The sequence below is a fragment of the Arthrobacter sp. ISL-5 genome (assembly GCF_018613835.1).
Lineage (GTDB): Bacteria > Actinomycetota > Actinomycetes > Actinomycetales > Micrococcaceae > Arthrobacter.
On the sequence record NZ_JAGGPM010000020.1, the window covers coordinates 57,848 to 74,531 of the forward strand.

A 16,684-nucleotide genomic window follows, 5' to 3' on the forward strand; every position below is an offset into this window, starting at 1 on the left:
GCTATGGCCTCAATTCGATGACCGTCTTGCCGATTCTCACGGGTACACCAAGGTCCACGGGAAGGGCCCGGGTGAGCTGCTGGTCGGCGAGGTACGTGCCGTTGGTGGAACCGAGATCTTCAATGAACCATCGGCTTCCCTGCGGGAAGAGCCGTGCATGCCTGCCGGAGGCGTAGTCGTCCTCGAGCACAAGGGTGGCCTCCTGTGCCCGGCCCAGCAGGATGGGGCTCGCGGCCAGGGGAAGGGTGGTTCCCTTGAGCGGGCCTTCGGTCACCACCAGTTGGCGCGCCTGCTGCTTGACGGGGGCGGGAGGCGGTTCGGCGAGCTCGGGGTTCTTGCGGACCTGCCGTGCCGTTGGGGCGCCGGTGGCGGCCTTGCGGCCGATCATGAGGTCGCGGCGCATGGCCGAGACGATGCTGAAGATGAGGACCCAGAGAAGCAGAAGGAACCCGAAGCGCAGGGCGGTAATGGTCAGTTCGCTCATGGGCGGCCGCCAGTGTTGGCGGGCAGGAGGCGGAAGATGATTTTGGTCCGTCCCATCGTGATGGTGGAGCCGTCTGTAAGCTCCATGCTGCCGGCCACTTTATGTCCGTTGACGTAGCTGCCGTTGGTGGAACCCAGATCCACGGCCGTGGTGGTGCCGCCGGCAGTCTGGATTTCCAGGTGGCGGCGTGAAACTCCGGTGTCGTCCACCAAAATGTCAGCTTCTGATGAACGGCCCAGGACGATTGAGGGTGCGTTGAGTGAATACCGCTGGCCGTCGATGTCCAGGACCGGCTGCAGGCGGACCGGTTGGCGGCTGGGCGCAGCAGGTACGTTGGCGCGGGGCGCTGCCGGTGCGGGAGAGGAGGACCTTTCGGTCTTCGAGGTGATCTCGAAGTCTCCGGCACGGTGTACTTCATCCCGGCGGAAGGAAATCCGTACGGGGCCCTGCAGTGTGTAGCCCTGGCTGCGGACATGGTTGATCACCACATCGCAGAGTTCCTCGGCCAGCGGGGTACCCCACTCCTGGGCCCGCTGGAAGTCGTCGTCGCTGAGCATCACGTCAAAGACATTGGGGGCCAGGGTGCGTCCGGCGGCAACGGTGATGGCCTTATGGTCCACTTCGCGGCGCAGGCGGCTGGCGATTTCCACAGGCTCAACCTGGGCCTTGGAACCGGTGGAGAAGACGCCGCGGACGGCCTTTTCGATGCCACGCTCGACTTTGTCCAGCAAACCCATGGTCCCTCTCCTTTCCTTGCAGCTGCAGGGCAGCACATCTCGTGGAACTCAACTGGCAACGCAGGTCACAACAGAACAGCGGGCCCGCAGGAAGCGGACGCCTATACATCCGATACTACTTGCCACGCCTGCGAATGACCTTAATCCACAACGCGCCGGACGCTCGATTCGTTCATTTTGGAGGCCTTGGTGTTTGCGGGATCACACGCCCCGAGGCGCGGTTCCGCGGGGCTGCGGAGGGCATGGAGGCCTGCTGCGGTGCCTGTGGACAGGACCGGTGCGGCGCCCCGGAAAGGCTCGATTGGCATTTTGCCGGGATTGTCCGTTATGCTTGATCTCGCTGCTTTTACGAGGTTGAAACTCCGCATTCCGGGGCTGAAACCAGGTGAAAGAAGTTGCGCGCGAGTGGCGGAACGGCAGACGCGCTGGCTTCAGGTGCCAGTGTCCGAAAGGGCGTGGGGGTTCAAATCCCCCCTCGCGCACGCATCAGAAACACCCTGGTCTTAGGACCGGGGTGTTTCTTTTTGCCCTGCCGCCGGGCCGCGGCTCAACCGGGGATCAGGAGACGGGCGTGACCAGGGTTCCGTCGGCTACGAACTGCGCGAGATTCGCAAGCGTGAGTTCGGCCATGGCCGCCCGTGTCTCGTGCGTTCCGCTTCCCAGGTGCGGCAGCAGGACCACATTGTCCATTGCCAGCAGATCCTGCGCGACCTTCGGCTCGTCGGCGTAGACGTCGAGGCCTGCACCGGCCAGCTCGCCCGCGAGCAGGGCCGCCACCAGGGCCTGTTCGTCCACAACTGAGCCCCTGGCGATATTGATGAGGTAGCCGTCAGGGCCGATTGCCGCGATGACCTCACTGTCAACGACGTGCACAGACTCCGGCCCGCCTGCTGCTGCCACAATGAGCACGTCCGAATTCCTGGCGAGTTCCACCGGGGACGACGCATATTCGTACGGTACGCCGGCCGCCTTATTGCGGTTGTGGTAGCTGATGGTGCAGTCGAAGCCTTCGAGCCTGCGGGCAATCACCTTCCCGATCCTTCCCAGGCCAAGGATTCCCACGCGCTTCCCGCTGGCTTTGGTGGCGAGGGGAAAGTTTCCTTTGCGGGTCCAGTCACCGCGCCGGACGTAGCGGTCTGCAGCGCTGGTGCGGCGCAGCACGTCTACGTAGAGGGCTATGGCGGTGTCCGCCACGCAGTCATTGAGGACGTCCGGCGTATTGCTGACGGAAATTCCCCGTTCTGCCGCCTGCCTGGTGTCGGTGGTGTCGTAGCCGACGCCGAAGTTCACAACCGCCCGGAGATTAGGGAGGGCGCGCATCAGCTCAGATCCCACACCAAAGCGCCCGGATGTGACGGCGACTTCAAAGGTGCTGCCGTGACGTTCCAGGAACGAGGCCTGCTCGGCTGCGGAATCGGGAAGCCGGACGGCGCCGTACTCGTCGACCACCGTGTCTTGGACAGTTTGCATGAGCGGTCCTACCTGCAGGACAGCGAGGTTGTTGTTCATACCCTGCAGAGTAGGTTCGGGGATCCATACGAGTCCAACATGCAATAAGCATTGATCGATGCTAGATGTGAATTGGTCGGTCGAATTTGGCGGAATGGCGGGGCCAATGGGGATGCGTGGCGCCCGTCACACCGCCCTGGCGTGCTGCTAAGCGTCCGACGCGGGGGTGGGCCGGCCCTCCGTGCCCTTGTGGTGTTTTTGGAAGCTCTACTAGCTTGAGTCCAGCGCGGCCCCCAGCTCCCTGTCCACATCATCGACATAGCTGCAGCCTGCCGCGCTCCACTAATCCGGAGGATCCAATGACGTCTTCTTCAACACCCCTATTCCCCGCATCGGCGGTCAAATGGCCCGCCCTCGCGGCCGGAGCCCTGCTGGCGCTGAGCGGCTGCGCCGTTTCCAATTCCGAGGCCGTACCCGCATCCGGAAGTGCTCTTCGCGTGGTCCTCGGCCAGGAGCCGCCGACGCTGGAGGCCTGCGAATCAAACCTCACGTCCACCGGTGTGGTGGTGCGCTCAAACGTCACTGAGCCGCTGGTGGAGCGGAATCCCCAAACCGGCGAACTTGAACCGCTGCTGGCAACGGAATGGAAAGCAACATCAGACACGGAATGGACGTTCAAGCTGCGCGAAGGCGTGAAGTTCCAGGACGGCACCCCGTTCAATGCGGAAGCTGCGGCGTTCACCATCGACAGGGCCGTCAACTCCAAGCTCGGCTGCAACGTGGAAGGCTACGTGTTCGGTGATGCCGATCTGAAGGTCAAGGCTGTCGACGCCACGACCCTCACCGTTACGACGCCGGAGCCGGACCCCATCCTTCCGCTGCGCCTTTCCTTCCTTGAGGTGGTGCCGACGTCGACGAGCACCACCGCGAAGGTCCGCGAACCGATCGGCACCGGGCCGTACAAAATCGAGAAGTGGGACGCCGGCCAGAAGATCACCCTGAGCAGCTGGGATGGCTACTGGGGCGATAAGCCGGCCTATGCCAAGGCCGAGTACCAATGGCGTTCCGAGAGCTCCGTGCGTGCGGCCATGATTACCAGCGGAGAAGCCGATGTGGCCATGGGCCTCAGCCCCGACGACAACATGGGCGACCTCGGCGTTGACTACCCCAACAATGAGACGGTTGCCCTCCGGCTCGAGGCCACGAAGGCGCCGCTGAATGACATCCGCGTCCGCCAGGCGGTGAACTACGCCATCGACAAGGAGGGAATCGTCAGCTCCCTCTACCAGGGCAAGCACAAAGTGGCGGCCCAGCTGGTCCCCGAAGGCATTGTGGGGCACAACTCCGCACTGAAGGGGTGGGCCTTCGACCTGGACAAGGCCAAGGCGCTCGTTGCCGAGGCCAAGGCCGACGGCGTGGACACCTCCGCGCAGATCTCACTCGTGGTCCGCAGCGCCCAGTTCCCCAAGATCACAGAGCTGGCGCAGGTCCTCCAGGAGCAGCTGAGCCAGGCCGGACTGAACGTGAAACTGAAGATGCTGGAAACCAGCCAGCACCTGACGTACCAGGTCCGCCCGTTTGCTGATGACGAAGGCGCAGTTGCCCTGATGACCCAGCACGGCAACCAGGCCGGCGATGCGGCCTTCACGGTGGACCAGTACATGCTGTCCACCGGAGCGCAGAGCTACTTCGGCACGCCGGAGTTTGACGCCTTGATCAAGAAGGCGGACGCGGCGTCGGGCGATGACCGGAAGAAGGGCTTCGAGGACATCTTCGCGTACCAGAACGACAAGGTTGTCCAGTTTGCCCACATCTCGCACCAGACGGGCATCATCGGCAAGTCCAAGTCGGTGAACTACACGCCGAACTCCTCCAGCGGCGATGAGCTGCGCGTTTCGGAAATGACCCCGGCAAGCTAGCCCGGGCCTCCAGGAAAAGAAGGACAGCCATGCTGATCTACTTGAGAAAGCGGATAGTCTCCAGTGCGCTGCCGCTGGTGGTGGTCATTGTTGGTGTTTTCGCACTCGCGCGGATGACCGGAAACCCGGCCAGCCTGTATCTGCCCCTGAACGCAACACAGCAGATGCGCGATGACTTCACCGCACGCAATGGCCTGGACCAACCTCTGCTGGTGCAGATGGCTGACTATTTCGGCGGGGTGCTGCGACTCGACTTCGGCCAGTCCCTCCGAACAGGGCAGGACGCGGCCGCCATGGCGCTGCGGGCCTTCCCCGCCACCTTGCAGCTGGCGGCCACCACCATGGTGCTGGCCGTTTTGCTGGCACTGGTCGTCGGGTGCTGGGCCGCCCTCAAGCCGAACGGCATTGCCGACCGCATCTCCAGTTTTGTCTCCATGGCTGCGGCTTCGATTCCTGATTTCTGGCTCGCCATCGTGGGCATCTGGGTTTTCGCCATAACCCTGGGCTGGCTCCCGACATCCGGCGTGTCGGGGGCCGGCACCTGGGTCCTGCCCATCGCCACCCTGTTGCTGAGGCCTTTTGGCGTCCTGGTCCAGATCGTCCGGGGATCCATGGTCTCTGCACTGTCGGAGCCCTACATCAAGCTGGCCCGCAGCCGTGGCGCCGGCGAACTGCGGGTAGTCACGCATCACGCACTGCGCAATGCGGGGGCTCCCGCGCTAACGGTGGCAGGCGACCTGACTGTTGGCCTGGTCAACGGAGCGGTGGTGGTGGAAACCATCTTCGGCTGGCCGGGCATAGGAAAGCTCATGATCGATTCCATCCTGCAGCGCGACTTCGCCGTGCTGCAGGCGGCCGTGCTGCTCACGGCGGTGGCGATCTTTGCGTTGAACATCCTGATTGACATGGGCTACGCGCTGCTGGACGCACGCGTCCGGCCCGTCACGGCAAGGGCTTAGGAGTAGCCATGAAGAGTTCAATCACTGAGCCCGCGGTAGAAGGGAACCTCACCCTTTTCCGGCTACTGCTGAAGGACCGCTTTGCAATGGTGTCCGCGCTGGTCCTGATTCTCATCGGCCTGACCGCCGTCATTGGTCCCGTCTTGATGGGTGACTTGGCGACCAAGCAGAATCTCCTCTTCGCCAACAAGGCTCCCTTTTCGCTGGCCTATGGCTGGGAGTACGTCCTGGGCAGCGACTCACTGGGGCGCAGCATGCTCGCGCGGCTGGTCGTGGCCAGCCGCACCACGTTCTCCGTCGCGTTGCCCGCCGTGGCGGCGGCCCTCGTGATCGGTTCGCTGTGGGGCGTCTGGGCCGGATACCACCGCGGCTGGCGTGAAAATGTGTCGATGCGGATCGCCGACGTCATCATGAGCTTCCCATCGCTGCTGCTCGCCGTCGTCGTTCTTTACGTGTTCAGCCCGAGCGCCGGAAACATCGTGCTGATCCTGGCCCTGACGCGTATCCCCATCTACCTGCGCACGGCGCGGGCCGAATCGGCGGAGCTTCAAAGCAGGACGTTCGTGGATGCCGCGCGGACGTTTGGCGCCAGGCCGAACGCCATCATCGGACGCCACGTCATCCCGGTGGTCCTGCCGACGCTTCTCACGCTCGCCACGCTCGAATTCTGCTACGTCATGCTGGCCGAGTCGTCGCTGAGCTTCCTCGGCATCGGAATCCAGCCGCCGGACGTCAGCTGGGGCCTCATGGTTTCGCAGGGCAGGCAGTATCTGCAGACCGCATGGTGGCTTTCAATCTTTCCCGGCGTCGCGATTGTGGTCACCACCATCGCCGCCAATGTTCTGGCGGCCTGGCTGCGGATCGCCACCGATCCGGCCCAGCGCTGGCGCCTGGCCCTTCCCCGCAAGCGGCTGATTGTCCGCATTCCAGTCAAGGAGGCAAAGCCGTGAAGACTGCTGCCCAAACCGTGCTCACCGGACAGCCGCGGGCGAGTGATGTTGTTCTTAGTGTCCAGGACCTGGCTGTGGACATCCGGACCCACCGGGGAACCGTCCGGGCCGTCAACGGTGTGGGCTTCGAGGCCCGTGCGGGGGAGACCCTGGCACTGCTCGGGGAATCCGGTTGCGGAAAGTCCATGACGGCAAAGGCCCTCGCCGGAATCATGGACCCCGTCTGCGACCTTGCCGGCGGAGAGATCGTGCTCAACGGAACAGACCTGGCAGCCCTGACGCCCAAGGAACGGCTCAAGTTCGCCGGACCCGAGCTGGGGATCGTCTTCCAGGACGCGCTGACAGCCCTTAACCCGGTCTATACGGTCGGAACGCAACTCGGCGAGGCTTTTAGGATCCATCGGGGACTCAGCGCCAAGGAAGCCAAAGCCGAGGCGATCGAGCTGATGAAGCGCGTGGGGATTCCCGAACCCGAGTCGCGGGTCAATTCGTACCCCCATCAGTTCTCCGGCGGCATGCGCCAGCGCATACTCATCGCCATGGCAGTGGCGCTGAATCCACGCCTGCTCATAGCCGACGAGCCCACCACTGCCCTGGACGTCACCGTCCAGGCGCAGATCATGCAGCTCCTGCGGAAACTCCGGGAGGAAGGGCAGATGGCCGTGGTGCTGATCACGCACGACTTGGCGGTTGTTGCCGAGGAAGCCGACTCAGTGGCCGTGATGTATGCCGGAAACGTGGTGGAGAGCGGACCCGTTTCCGAGGTCTTCAGCGATCCGCGGCACCCCTACACCAAGGGGCTGCTCGAGTCCGTGCCCGTCCACGTGGAACGCGGCGCCCATCTGAAGTCCATCGCCGGGAGCCCGCCCGAGCTCCATGACATACCCGCCGGCTGCGTCTACCAGTCGCGCTGCCCCCTCGTGCAGGACATCTGCCGGGCCGAGCGTCCCCGGCTGCTGCCGGTGAACGGAAGCGCCGCCGTCGTGCAGACCGGCGCCGAGGACGACGCCGACAACGGCTTGGGTGCCGACGCCGACCTTGACGGCGGCAACTATGCCGGCAATTTCGCCGGCACCCGGCCGCCGCGGCCGGGCCGGGTTGCAGCCTGCCACTTCAGCAAGGAGTTAAACAATGTCTGAGCCGCTTCTGCAGATCGATGGCCTGTGCAAAACCTTCCACGTCGCCAAGAGCGCCAGCGGCAACACCCGCCTAAAGGCCCTGGATGGCATCAGCCTCACGGTCGGACGCGGGGAAACCCTGGGCCTCGTGGGCGAATCGGGCTGCGGAAAATCCACTCTGGCCCGGACCCTCATGATGCTGGAGACGCCGGATGCGGGGACGGTGACCTTTGAAGGCACCAACCCGTTCGGGCTCCGCGGAAAGGAGCTGCTGAGCTGGCGGCGCAGGGTCCAGATGGTGTTCCAGGACCCGTTTGCCTCCCTTAACGCGCGCATGAGCGCCGGCGCCATCATTGCCGAACCCTGGGCCACCCACCGGAACCTCTACCCGTCGTCGCGGGAGCGCGAAGCCCGCGTGCGCGAGCTGCTTCACATGGTGGGCCTGCGCCCGTCGGACGCCCGGAAATCCCCGCAGGAGTTTTCCGGCGGGCAGCGGCAAAGGATCGGCATTGCGCGTGCCCTTGCCCTGAATCCGGACGTCATCATCCTCGACGAACCGGTCTCCGCGCTCGATCTTTCCGTCCAGGCACAGGTCCTGAACCTGCTCAATGACCTCCAGCAGGAACTCGGCGTCTCGTATATCTTCATTTCTCATGACCTCACCGTGGTGCGGCACGTGGCGGATCGGGTGGCCGTGATGTACCTGGGCAGAATCATCGAAACGGGAGACACCGAGGAAGTCTTCGACCATCCGCGGCACCCCTACACGGCGGCCTTGATGTCCGCCTCGCCCAAGCTCGACGTCACGGGGGCGAAGCGGGACCGCATCGTCCTTCAGGGTGAGCTGCCCTCTCCGCTGGACCCGCCGTCGGGATGCCGCTTCCGTACCCGGTGCTGGAAGGCGCAGGACATCTGCGCCGAGGTGGCGCCCGAGCCACGGGTGGCGACTGCCGCCGATGGCACGCTGCACCTGGTCGAATGCCACTTCCCACTCGAATCAGTCAGGGGCCTCACAGGCGCCACAACCGCCGCCGGGTGACGGGCGCGGAGTACGCGGTCATCGCCGGCGTGATCTTCCTGGCCGCGTGCCTGCGGGCATCAACGGGCTTCGGCATGGGAATGCTCGCCGCGCCGGTGGTGGCCATGGGGATCCGACGCTGTTGCCGGCCGCGCTCATTCTCCTGGCGCTGCTCGTGACCATTCTTGTGACCGTCCGTGAGCGGCAGCACCTCGATCTCCGCGGTACCGGCTGGGCCCTGGTGGGCAGGATCCCCGGAAGCATCCCGGGGGCATGCCTCGTTGCCCTGCTGTCCAAGGGAGGACTGGCCTGGGTGGTGGTCGTGGTGGTGCTCAGCGGCTTGGTTCTGGCCGTCAGGGGATGGGCTCCCAAGCCCGTGCGGCTCAACCTCATTGCCGCCAGCGCCGCTTCGGGGGCATCATGGGCACCGCGACATCCATCGGAGGACCGCCCATGGCCCTGGTCTGGCAAGGCCATCAGGGATCGCGGTTGCGGGGCACCATGAGCGCGTTCTTCATGATCGGTTCCGCGGTTTCCCTCGTGTCGCTGGGAGTTGCGGGGGCAGTGACCCCGGAAATATTGACCCTCGCGCTGTGGATGGTGCCGGCGGTGCTGGGCGGCTATCTGGCCTCACGGTTCGTGAACCGCTTCCTGAACGCCGCGCGGCTGAGGCTGCTGGCGCTGGGCGCGTCTGCCCTGGGAACCCTGCTGCTGACGGGGCAACTGGCCGCCCTGGCTGCTTTGCAGCCCTGACCGGCCCTTCGTCAGCCCCGCGGCATCCTCAGCCCCGCGGCACGACGTTGAACAGCTCCCGGCCTTCCGCCAACCGCCTGATGTTGGCAGCGATGTCGGCCGCCCGTCGTTCGAACGTGATCCGCGCATGGCCGGAGTGGTGCGGTGTAAGGACGGTGTTGGCCAGGGTTCCGAACGGCAGCTCCGCCGGGGGGACCACGCCGTCAGACGGGGATCCCCACCACACGTCGATGCCCGCCCCGGCGATGCGCTGTGACTTCAGGGCGTCGAACAGCGCATGCTGGTCCACCACCGGCCCCCGCGCAACGTTAATAAGGAACGCGGTTGGCTTCATGGCTGCGAACTCTGGTGCCCCGATCATTCCCTCGGTCGAAGAGTCGAGCGGCACGGTGACAACCACGACGTCGGACGCAGCCAGCAGCTCCGGGAGCTGGTCGATGCCGCCCACCCAGCTCAGTGCGACCCCGTCCGGGACGCGGGCATCGGGATTTTTGCGGACGGCGCGAACGTCCATGCCCAGAAGGCCGGCCAGGCGGGCCACCTCGGCCCCGATGGAGCCCATCCCCACCAGTCCCATGGTCATTCCTCCGCCCAGGGTCGGGTGGAAAGGCACTTGCGGGTCGGTGGCAATGGTCCGCCAGGTCCCGCCGCGCACTGCCCGGTCGGCTGCCGCGACATTGCGGGACAGCATCAGCGTGACCATGAGGACGTGTTCGGCAATGGGCCGCGCATGGTGGAAGGTGTTGGCGACGGCGGCTCCCGGGGCCAGCCCCGGAAGAAAGATCTTGTCGTAGCCGGCACCCGTGACGTGCACCAGCTTCAGCCCGCGGGCGGCGGCCGCCTGGCGCGGACCCAGCCCTGAACAGACGACGACGTCGGCACTCGCCAGCGCGTCCAGCTGGCGATCGGGAGTCCAAGCCGCCGCCATGTCCCAATGGTGGGTGCCGCCGTCGTGCTTTAGCTCATCCTCAAAGCGGCTGATGATGGGGTCGGTGACCACGATCCTCAGGCTCTTTCCTGCGGTCTCCGGGGCGCTCACCAGCGCGGGCTCTGGAGTTCATAGGCGGGGTGCAGCCGTTTCATGTAGCCGGCGTCATCCCGGCTCCGCAGCCCGCATTCCAAGTACTGGCGGTGGAGCCGTTCCAGTGCGTCACGGTCCAGCTCGATCCCCAGCCCGGGGCCCGTGGGAACGTGGACAGCTCCCTTGTCGAAGGCGAACGAACCGGCAGGCACGACGTCCTCGTCAGGATCCTTCCACGGCCAGTGCGTGTCGCACGCGTAGTCGAGGTTGGGCGTCGCCGCCGCGAGGTGGACCATGGCGGCGAGGCTGATGCCCAGATGGGAGTTCGAGTGCATGGACAGGCCCAGGCCGAAGGTTTCGGTGATGCCGGCCAGGGACTGGGAGCGGCGCAGGCCTCCCCAGAAATGGTGATCGGAGAGGATGACATCCACCGCACCACCCGCAACGGCAGGAGCAACGTCCGCGAAGCTCACCACGCACATGTTCGTGGCGAGCGGCATCCCTACTTCGCGGCGGACGGCAGCCATACCCTCAATGCCAGGCGTGGGATCCTCGAGGTACTCCAGGATCCCGTCCAGTTCCTTGCCCACGCGGACGGACGTGTCCACGGTCCATGCGCCGTTGGGATCGATCCGGAGCGGCATCGCGGGGAATTCGGCGCGCAGTGCTTTGACGGCTGCCACTTCCTCCTCGGGAGGGAAAACGCCGCCTTTGAGCTTCAGGGCCGAAAAGCCGTACTCGTCCACCATCTTCCGGGCCTGCCGCACGATGCCCGCTGGGTCCAGCGCCGGGCCCCAGGCGTCGTCGTCCTGGCCGGGGTGTCCGCCCCACTTATAGAAGAGGTAGCCGCTGAACTGCACGGTGTCGCGGACAGCGCCGCCGAGAAGATCGCTGACGGGGCGGCCGAGTAGCTTTCCCTGGATGTCGAGGGCGGCTACATCGAAGGCCGACAGGACGCGGTCGGTGGTGCTGGAACCGGTCACCATTCCGCTCATGCCGTGGCCGCCCTGGACGCTATCGTGCCGGACTGCCGATGCGATGCGGGTTCGGAGTTCGTTGATGTTGAAGACGTCGGTGCCGGCAAGGGCTGCGGCTGCGGCCTGGAGGCGTGCCAAATGGCCGGCGTCGCCATACGTTTCGCCCACCCCGCTGATGCCGCAATCCGTGTGGACTTCCACGATGGCGCGGAGGGCGTAGGGCTCATGGACCCCCACGGTGTTCAGCAGCGGCGGGTCCTTGAAGGCCACCGGCGTGATGGTGACGCTCGTGATGATGACTGGGTCCAGGTGTTCCGCCTGTTCGTGTTCTGCCTGTTCGTTCACGGGGTTCACTCCGGTGTGCTCCTAGGTTCTGCTCGGTGATGCTGCTCCGTCAGGGGGTTCCGCGCAGTTGTCCCGTGCCTGCCGGGTAAGGTTTCGCAACTGCCGTCCCGATGACCATAATGGGAGCAATTGATCCACGTCCAAGCTAATTTGTGCACCCGATCATCCACGAAAGGTATCGATGTTTACCTTGCCCCAGCTCGAGGCGTTCGTCGCCGTTGCCGAGGAGCTGCACTTCGGCGCGGCAGCGGAGAGGCTCAATATGACGCAGCCGCCCTTGAGCCGGCAGATCCAGATTCTGGAGAAGAAGCTGGGGACACAGCTGTTCGGCCGCACCAGCCGGAAGGTCGAACTGACGCCCGCGGGTGCCCTGCTGCTGCCGAGGGCGCGGCAGATCCTGGACATGTGCATCAAAACGGAGCTGGATGTCCGCAGAGTTTCCTCGGGCGAGTTGGGTGCCATCACCGTCGGATACACCGCGATCGCCGGTCAAAGTGTGCTGCCGCTGTTGCTGCGGCGTGCGGCTGACAGCATGCCCGGGGTCTCGTTCATGCTGCGGGAACTGGTTTCCACGGACCAGATGGACGGGCTGGTGAAGGGCAGCGTGGACATCGGCCTCCTGAGGCCGATTGTGGCTCGGCCGGGGATCATGTCGCGGCCCCTCATGCAGGACCGCCTGGTTGTGGCGCTGCCCGCAGGCAGTTCGATGCTTGGAAGCATGCCCCTGAAGGAGGGCGCCCCGCTGCCGTTGGGAAAGCTGGACCGCCTTCCGCTCCTGATGTACTCCACCAAGGAAGCCCGGTATTTCCACGATCTTGTGCTCCGGCTGTTCGCCAGCGCCGGGGCCCACGCCAACATCACCCAGTACGCCAGCCAGATTCCGGCATTACTCGCCTTTGTCCAGGCCGGGTTGGGAGTCACGCTTGTGCCGGCGTCTGCCATGGCCTCGGCCCCGGCGGGAGTTGAATTCCACGAAATTGACGGGAGCCTCGGCATCCGGGAGCTCAACCGGGTGGACCTGGAACTGGCGTGGAACGAAGAGACAGCCAACCCGGCAGTGCGGCGCCTGCTGGAGCTGATCGACTCCGACGGGCTTGCCGCGCCCGGCGGCTAGGGGTGCTCCGAGGCCGGGGCTACTTCGCCCCGGCGGCCGCCAGCCGAGGTTCCGGGGACGCCGACGTTTCCGCAGCAGGCGCGTCATCTGCAGCGGGCGCGTCGGGGGCCTTGCGTTCCTTGAGGAAGTAGACGAGGCCTGCGGCCAGCGTGGACGCCGCGGCCAGGGCGAAGAGGCCCGGCACGACGCTTCCGGTCTGTTCCTTGATGATGCCGAATCCGAACGGGGCCACGAACCCGCCCAAGTTGCCCAGGGAGTTGATGATGGCGATGGCCGGGGCGAGGACCAGCGGGTGCAGGCCGGACTGGGGGATGGTCCAGAACAGCGGCGATGCGCTCTTGAAGCCCATGGCCGCGACGGCCAGGAACACCAGGGCCAGGACCGGTGACGCAATGGCCGCGGCGAAGGTGCCCATAGCGGCGACGAGGAGTGCCACCACCAACAGCGGACGCTTGGACTTCGCTTTGTCCTGCCACTTGGCCGCGAAGTACATGGCGAACACGGCGCAGACCCACGGAATGGCTGAGAGGAATCCGACGCTCAGGTCGGTGGTGCCGGGGATCTGCTTGACGATGGTGGGCAGCCAGAAGGTGTTGGCATAGATGGAGAGCTGGACCGAGAAGTAGATGCCGCAGAGGAGGAGGATCTGCGGGTTCAGCAGCATCTTCCAGCGGCTGACCTTGCCGCCGCTGACGGTGGCGTGCTGAGCGTCCTCGTCCTCGATCGCCTGGGAAAGAGCGGCCTTTTCGTTGACTGAAAGCCACTTGGCGTCCTGGATCTTGGCGTCAAGGAGGAAGAACACCACGATGCCGACCGCGACAGACAGAAGTCCCTCGAACCCAAACAGCCACTGCCAGCCGCGGAGGCCCAGGACATCGTGGAGGCTGAGAAGCATTCCGGCGATCGGTCCGGAGAGCGCGGCGGCGACTGACGAACCGGCGATGAAGATGGCCGTTGCCTTGCCCCGCTGGCCAGCCGGGACCCACCGGGCGAAGTAGAAGATGACGGCGGGGAAGAACCCTGCTTCGGCTGCGCCGAGCAGGAAGCGCAGCACGTAGAACATCATCTCGTTCTGCACGAAGGCCATAAGGAACGAGGCGATTCCCCAGCTGATCATGATCCGGGTCAGCCACGCCTTTGCGCCGTACTTCTCCATCATCACGTTGCTGGGAAGTTCAAAGATGGCGTAGGCGATGAAGAACAGGCCGGCTCCGAAACCGTAGGCGGCGGCGCCGATGCCTACGTCCGCTTCGAGGTGCTCATGGGCGTACCCGATATTGGACCGGTTCAGCTGGTTGCATACGAGCATGACCAGCATGATGGGCAGCACACGCTTGAAAAACTTCTTCGTGGCGACGGCCACGTCCGTGACAGCGGTGTCTACAGACTGCCTGGGTAGTTCCTTTGAATAGGCGACGCAGGTCGACTGGCGACGGGCGCAAGACCTGTGGCCCGTGCCACAGCGACTTCACTCACTGTATTTGCCGCTTGTGATGCACGTCCTACACATAATTTGCATTACTGAATACCTTAAAGGAATGGCGGGCTCATCCGATGCTTGCCGGATGTAGCCCCGTTGTCAGCCGGCGGCCGGCGCCGGGGCGCGCAGGCGGCGCCGGGAATTCGCCAAATGGCTGCGCATGGCGGCCGACGACGACGATTCGTCACCTTCCGCGATGGCAGCATAGATGGACTCGTGTTCGTGGACCACCTGGTCGAAGTGGTCGCCGGCGTAGTGTTCGACGTCGGTCATCAGCCGGGTCCGCGGCATGGCGATCATGGTCTGGCCCAGGGACGCGAGGCAGTCGGAATAGAACGGGTTTCCGGAGGCAGCGGCCACGGCGCGGTGGAAGTCATAGTCGGATTTCATGGCGTGTGCCGGGTGCCCGACGCTGGAAGTGAACTCTTCGAGGGCCTTCAAGACAGCCCTCAGTTGCCGGTCGGTGCGGTTCCTGGCGGCCAGCGCCGCGGCCTCGGACTCGACGCCCATCCGGAACTCGAGCAGGTGCAGACGGTCCTCCATGGTGACCACGGCGCGGGTGCCCCGGGCCGACGTCGGGCCGTCCGGAGGTGGGGTCAGCGCAAAGCTGCCCCGCCCCCGTTCGGTCTCCACGAGTCCTTCGGCCTGAAGGCGGGTGAGCGCGGAACGGACCACTGTGCGGCTGACGCCGAATTCGCTGATCAGCGAGTTTTCGCTTGGCAGCTTGTCTCCGGGCTGGATGACGCCGTCGACAATGCGGGTGCGAAGATCGGCGGCGAGGTCCGCGGTCAGGTTCCGGCTCATGGGTTCAAGGTTACGCGCCGAACTCCACCGAATCCGTGGTCCAGGCACGTGCCTGGTCGCTGAGGCTTACGCCCAGCCCCGGGCGGTTCGGAACGATCATGCGGCCGTTCTTGGTTTCGAGGCGATCGTTGAACAGGGGATCGAGCCAGTCGAAGTGCTCCACCCAGGGTTCGCGCGGGTAGGCGGCGGCAAGGTGCAGGTGGATCTCCATGGCGAAGTGCGGGGCCAGGCCAAGGCCGCGTTCGTCCGCGAGGGCAGCGAGGCGGAGGAACTGGGTGATACCGCCGACGCGGGGAGCGTCGGGCTGGATGATGTCGCAGCCGTTGGCGTTGATGAGGCCCTTGTGTTCGGCGACGGACGCGAGCATTTCGCCGGTGGCGATGGGCGTGTCCAGGACGGAGGCGAGGTGGGCGTGGCCCTCGAAGTCGTAGGCGTCCAGCGGCTCCTCAATCCACACGAGGTTGAATTCCTCGAGCTGGCGGCCCATGCGTAGTGCGGTGGCGCGGTCCCACTGCTGATTGGCATCCACCATGAGGGGAACGTCCCAGCCGATGTGTTCGCGGATTCCTGCCACGCGCCGCAGGTCCTCTTTGCTGTCAGGCAGGCCCACTTTGATCTTGATGCCGCCGATGCCCTCTTCGACCGACTGCGTGGCACGCGCCTTGACCTCGTCCAGGGTGGCATTCAGGAAGCCGCCGGAGGTGTTGTAGGTCTGGACGGAGTCGCGATACGAGCCCAGGAGTTTGGCCAGGGGCAGACCGGCGCGCTTGGCCTTGAGGTCGTAGAGAGCGATGTCGATGGCGGCCAGGGCCTGCGTGGCCACGCCGGAGCGGCCCACGGAGGCGCCGGCCCAGAGGAGCTTGGTGTAGATCTTGCCGATGTCGTTGGGGTCCTCGCCGATGATGCCTTCGGCGACTTCCTTGGCGTGGGCGTACTGGGCCGGGCCGCCGGCGCGCTTGGAGTAGCTGAAGCCGATGCCGCTGTGTCCCTGCTCGGTGGTGATTTCGGCGAAGAGGAAGACAACCTCGGTCATGGGCTTCTGGCGTCCGGTGAACACCTTGGCGTCGCTGATTGGAACGGCCAGCGGGAGCCTCGCCGTGGAAAGTTTGACGTGCCGGATGAGATCGACCGTGCTCATGGGTTCTCCTTGAAGACTAGGGGGCAACATCGCCCGCGCTTCTTAGGTTATAAGTACTCAACTTATATAACAAGTATGAGGCAGGGAATCGGCCCTTGGAGAGCGTGGAAGCCGCACCGTGCGCTGGGCATACCTGACCGCCGGCGGGGTGATTGCCTCATGTTCGGTGGTGGTGGTTGCGTCGGGGTGTTTGTTTGGGGTCGATGTGGGGTGGCGGGATGAACCAGGGGATGCCTGATCGTATGTGGATGGTCCATTGTTCTTTGTGGATGAGGTGGTGGTGGTGGGTGCAGAGGAGGGTGCCGTTGTCGGTGTTGGTGGGTCCGCCGTGTGACCAGTAGGTGGTGTGGTGGGCTTCGCACCAGGGGGCGGGGATGGTGCAGTTGGGGAAGGCGCAGCCTTGGTCGCGGGCGGTGAT

General features: G+C 65.0%; 19 protein-coding genes and 1 tRNA gene. 10 read left to right on the top strand and 10 right to left on the bottom strand.

Annotated elements, in window-relative coordinates:
• Position 1 precedes the first annotated feature (1 nt).
• The 3 genes from J7I89_RS11370 to J7I89_RS11380 form a co-directional block, all read right to left on the bottom strand.
• On the bottom strand, positions 2 to 484 hold the full coding sequence (locus J7I89_RS11370) for an FHA domain-containing protein (RefSeq protein WP_214970123.1): 483 nt from the start codon (positions 482 to 484) through the stop codon (positions 2 to 4).
• The gene (locus J7I89_RS11375) at positions 481 to 1,221 is read right to left on the bottom strand and encodes a DUF3662 and FHA domain-containing protein (protein ID WP_214970125.1); all 741 of its coding nucleotides are present in this window, start codon (positions 1,219 to 1,221) and stop codon (positions 481 to 483) included. The genes J7I89_RS11370 and J7I89_RS11375 overlap by 4 nt, the downstream gene beginning before the upstream one ends.
• Before the next feature lie 140 nt (positions 1,222 to 1,361).
• A complete protein-coding gene (locus J7I89_RS11380) occupies positions 1,362 to 1,529 on the bottom strand; it encodes a hypothetical protein (protein ID WP_214970128.1) in 168 nt (55 codons plus the stop codon).
• Positions 1,530 to 1,620: 91 nt separating this feature from the next.
• Between J7I89_RS11380 and J7I89_RS11385 the strand changes: the two genes are divergently transcribed.
• Positions 1,621 to 1,703: transfer RNA gene (locus tag J7I89_RS11385), tRNA-Leu, on the top strand.
• Positions 1,704 to 1,779: 76 nt separating this feature from the next.
• Here J7I89_RS11385 and J7I89_RS11390 read toward each other — a convergent pair.
• Positions 1,780 to 2,730: a 2-hydroxyacid dehydrogenase gene (locus J7I89_RS11390; RefSeq protein WP_214970131.1), complete on the bottom strand. Its 951-nt coding sequence runs from the start codon at positions 2,728 to 2,730 to the stop codon at positions 1,780 to 1,782.
• A 299-nt stretch (positions 2,731 to 3,029) separates the two neighbouring features.
• On the opposite strand from J7I89_RS11390, the gene J7I89_RS11395 reads away from it, so the two are divergent.
• The 8 genes from J7I89_RS11395 to J7I89_RS25160 are packed head-to-tail and all read left to right on the top strand — an operon-like array spanning position 3,030 to position 9,387.
• Entirely contained in the window at positions 3,030 to 4,589 is a 1,560-nt protein-coding gene (locus J7I89_RS11395; RefSeq protein ID WP_214970134.1) for an ABC transporter substrate-binding protein, read from the top strand.
• Positions 4,590 to 4,618: 29 nt separating this feature from the next.
• Positions 4,619 to 5,548 (top strand): ABC transporter permease, encoded by a 930-nt coding sequence (locus tag J7I89_RS11400; protein WP_214970137.1) that lies wholly within the window; start codon positions 4,619 to 4,621, stop codon positions 5,546 to 5,548.
• 8 nt (positions 5,549 to 5,556) lie between these two features.
• Entirely contained in the window at positions 5,557 to 6,498 is a 942-nt protein-coding gene (locus J7I89_RS11405; RefSeq protein WP_251045182.1) for an ABC transporter permease, read from the top strand.
• Complete coding sequence (locus J7I89_RS11410; protein WP_214970139.1) at positions 6,495 to 7,637, top strand: ABC transporter ATP-binding protein; 1,143 nt, start codon at positions 6,495 to 6,497, stop codon at positions 7,635 to 7,637. Before J7I89_RS11405 ends, J7I89_RS11410 begins: the two co-directional genes overlap by 4 nt.
• On the top strand, positions 7,630 to 8,655 hold the full coding sequence (locus tag J7I89_RS11415; RefSeq protein WP_214970142.1) for an ABC transporter ATP-binding protein: 1,026 nt from the start codon (positions 7,630 to 7,632) through the stop codon (positions 8,653 to 8,655). Before J7I89_RS11410 ends, J7I89_RS11415 begins: the two co-directional genes overlap by 8 nt.
• Positions 8,652 to 8,813, top strand: coding sequence for a hypothetical protein (locus tag J7I89_RS25150; protein WP_251045183.1), 162 nt, complete (start codon positions 8,652 to 8,654; stop codon positions 8,811 to 8,813). Before J7I89_RS11415 ends, J7I89_RS25150 begins: the two co-directional genes overlap by 4 nt.
• Complete coding sequence (locus J7I89_RS25155) at positions 8,810 to 9,139, top strand: hypothetical protein (protein ID WP_251045184.1); 330 nt, start codon at positions 8,810 to 8,812, stop codon at positions 9,137 to 9,139. The genes J7I89_RS25150 and J7I89_RS25155 overlap by 4 nt, the downstream gene beginning before the upstream one ends.
• Positions 9,088 to 9,387, top strand: coding sequence for a hypothetical protein (locus J7I89_RS25160; protein WP_251045185.1), 300 nt, complete (start codon positions 9,088 to 9,090; stop codon positions 9,385 to 9,387). The genes J7I89_RS25155 and J7I89_RS25160 overlap by 52 nt, the downstream gene beginning before the upstream one ends.
• A gap of 28 nt (positions 9,388 to 9,415) precedes the next feature.
• Here the strand turns inward: J7I89_RS25160 and J7I89_RS11425 are convergent, their stop codons facing one another.
• The gene (locus J7I89_RS11425; RefSeq protein ID WP_214970145.1) at positions 9,416 to 10,426 is read right to left on the bottom strand and encodes a 2-hydroxyacid dehydrogenase; all 1,011 of its coding nucleotides are present in this window, start codon (positions 10,424 to 10,426) and stop codon (positions 9,416 to 9,418) included.
• Complete coding sequence (locus J7I89_RS11430) at positions 10,423 to 11,739, bottom strand: glucarate dehydratase family protein (protein WP_374102015.1); 1,317 nt, start codon at positions 11,737 to 11,739, stop codon at positions 10,423 to 10,425. Before J7I89_RS11430 ends, J7I89_RS11425 begins: the two co-directional genes overlap by 4 nt.
• A 172-nt stretch (positions 11,740 to 11,911) precedes the next feature.
• Between J7I89_RS11430 and J7I89_RS11435 the strand changes: the two genes are divergently transcribed.
• Entirely contained in the window at positions 11,912 to 12,844 is a 933-nt protein-coding gene (locus J7I89_RS11435; protein WP_214970148.1) for a LysR family transcriptional regulator, read from the top strand.
• A gap of 19 nt (positions 12,845 to 12,863) precedes the next feature.
• On the opposite strand, the gene J7I89_RS11440 is transcribed toward J7I89_RS11435, so the two are convergent.
• The 4 genes from J7I89_RS11440 to J7I89_RS11455 form a co-directional block, all read right to left on the bottom strand.
• Positions 12,864 to 14,207 carry an MFS transporter gene (locus J7I89_RS11440; RefSeq protein WP_214970151.1) on the bottom strand — a complete coding sequence of 448 codons (1,344 nt, stop codon included), beginning with the start codon at positions 14,205 to 14,207 and terminating at the stop codon, positions 12,864 to 12,866.
• Between the two features lie 216 nt (positions 14,208 to 14,423).
• Positions 14,424 to 15,128 (bottom strand): FadR/GntR family transcriptional regulator, encoded by a 705-nt coding sequence (locus J7I89_RS11445; protein WP_214970154.1) that lies wholly within the window; start codon positions 15,126 to 15,128, stop codon positions 14,424 to 14,426.
• 10 nt (positions 15,129 to 15,138) lie between these two features.
• Positions 15,139 to 16,266 (bottom strand): mandelate racemase/muconate lactonizing enzyme family protein, encoded by a 1,128-nt coding sequence (locus J7I89_RS11450; RefSeq protein ID WP_214970157.1) that lies wholly within the window; start codon positions 16,264 to 16,266, stop codon positions 15,139 to 15,141.
• Positions 16,267 to 16,423: 157 nt separating this feature from the next.
• A partial coding sequence (locus J7I89_RS11455; protein ID WP_214970160.1) for an HNH endonuclease signature motif containing protein occupies positions 16,424 to 16,684 on the bottom strand: 261 nt, incomplete at its 5' end.

Coding starts and splice junctions, on each gene's coding strand:
- J7I89_RS11370 (WP_214970123.1), bottom strand. CDS start 484: ATGAGCGAACTGACCATTACCGCCCTGCGCTTCGGGTTCCTTCTGCTT.
- J7I89_RS11375 (WP_214970125.1), bottom strand. CDS start 1,221: ATGGGTTTGCTGGACAAAGTCGAGCGTGGCATCGAAAAGGCCGTCCGC.
- J7I89_RS11380 (WP_214970128.1), bottom strand. CDS start 1,529: ATGCCAATCGAGCCTTTCCGGGGCGCCGCACCGGTCCTGTCCACAGGC.
- J7I89_RS11390 (WP_214970131.1), bottom strand. CDS start 2,730: ATGAACAACAACCTCGCTGTCCTGCAGGTAGGACCGCTCATGCAAACT.
- J7I89_RS11395 (WP_214970134.1), top strand. CDS start 3,030: ATGACGTCTTCTTCAACACCCCTATTCCCCGCATCGGCGGTCAAATGG.
- J7I89_RS11400 (WP_214970137.1), top strand. CDS start 4,619: ATGCTGATCTACTTGAGAAAGCGGATAGTCTCCAGTGCGCTGCCGCTG.
- J7I89_RS11405 (WP_251045182.1), top strand. CDS start 5,557: ATGAAGAGTTCAATCACTGAGCCCGCGGTAGAAGGGAACCTCACCCTT.
- J7I89_RS11415 (WP_214970142.1), top strand. CDS start 7,630: ATGTCTGAGCCGCTTCTGCAGATCGATGGCCTGTGCAAAACCTTCCAC.
- J7I89_RS25160 (WP_251045185.1), top strand. CDS start 9,088: ATGGCCCTGGTCTGGCAAGGCCATCAGGGATCGCGGTTGCGGGGCACC.
- J7I89_RS11435 (WP_214970148.1), top strand. CDS start 11,912: ATGTTTACCTTGCCCCAGCTCGAGGCGTTCGTCGCCGTTGCCGAGGAG.
- J7I89_RS11445 (WP_214970154.1), bottom strand. CDS start 15,128: ATGAGCCGGAACCTGACCGCGGACCTCGCCGCCGATCTTCGCACCCGC.
- J7I89_RS11450 (WP_214970157.1), bottom strand. CDS start 16,266: ATGAGCACGGTCGATCTCATCCGGCACGTCAAACTTTCCACGGCGAGG.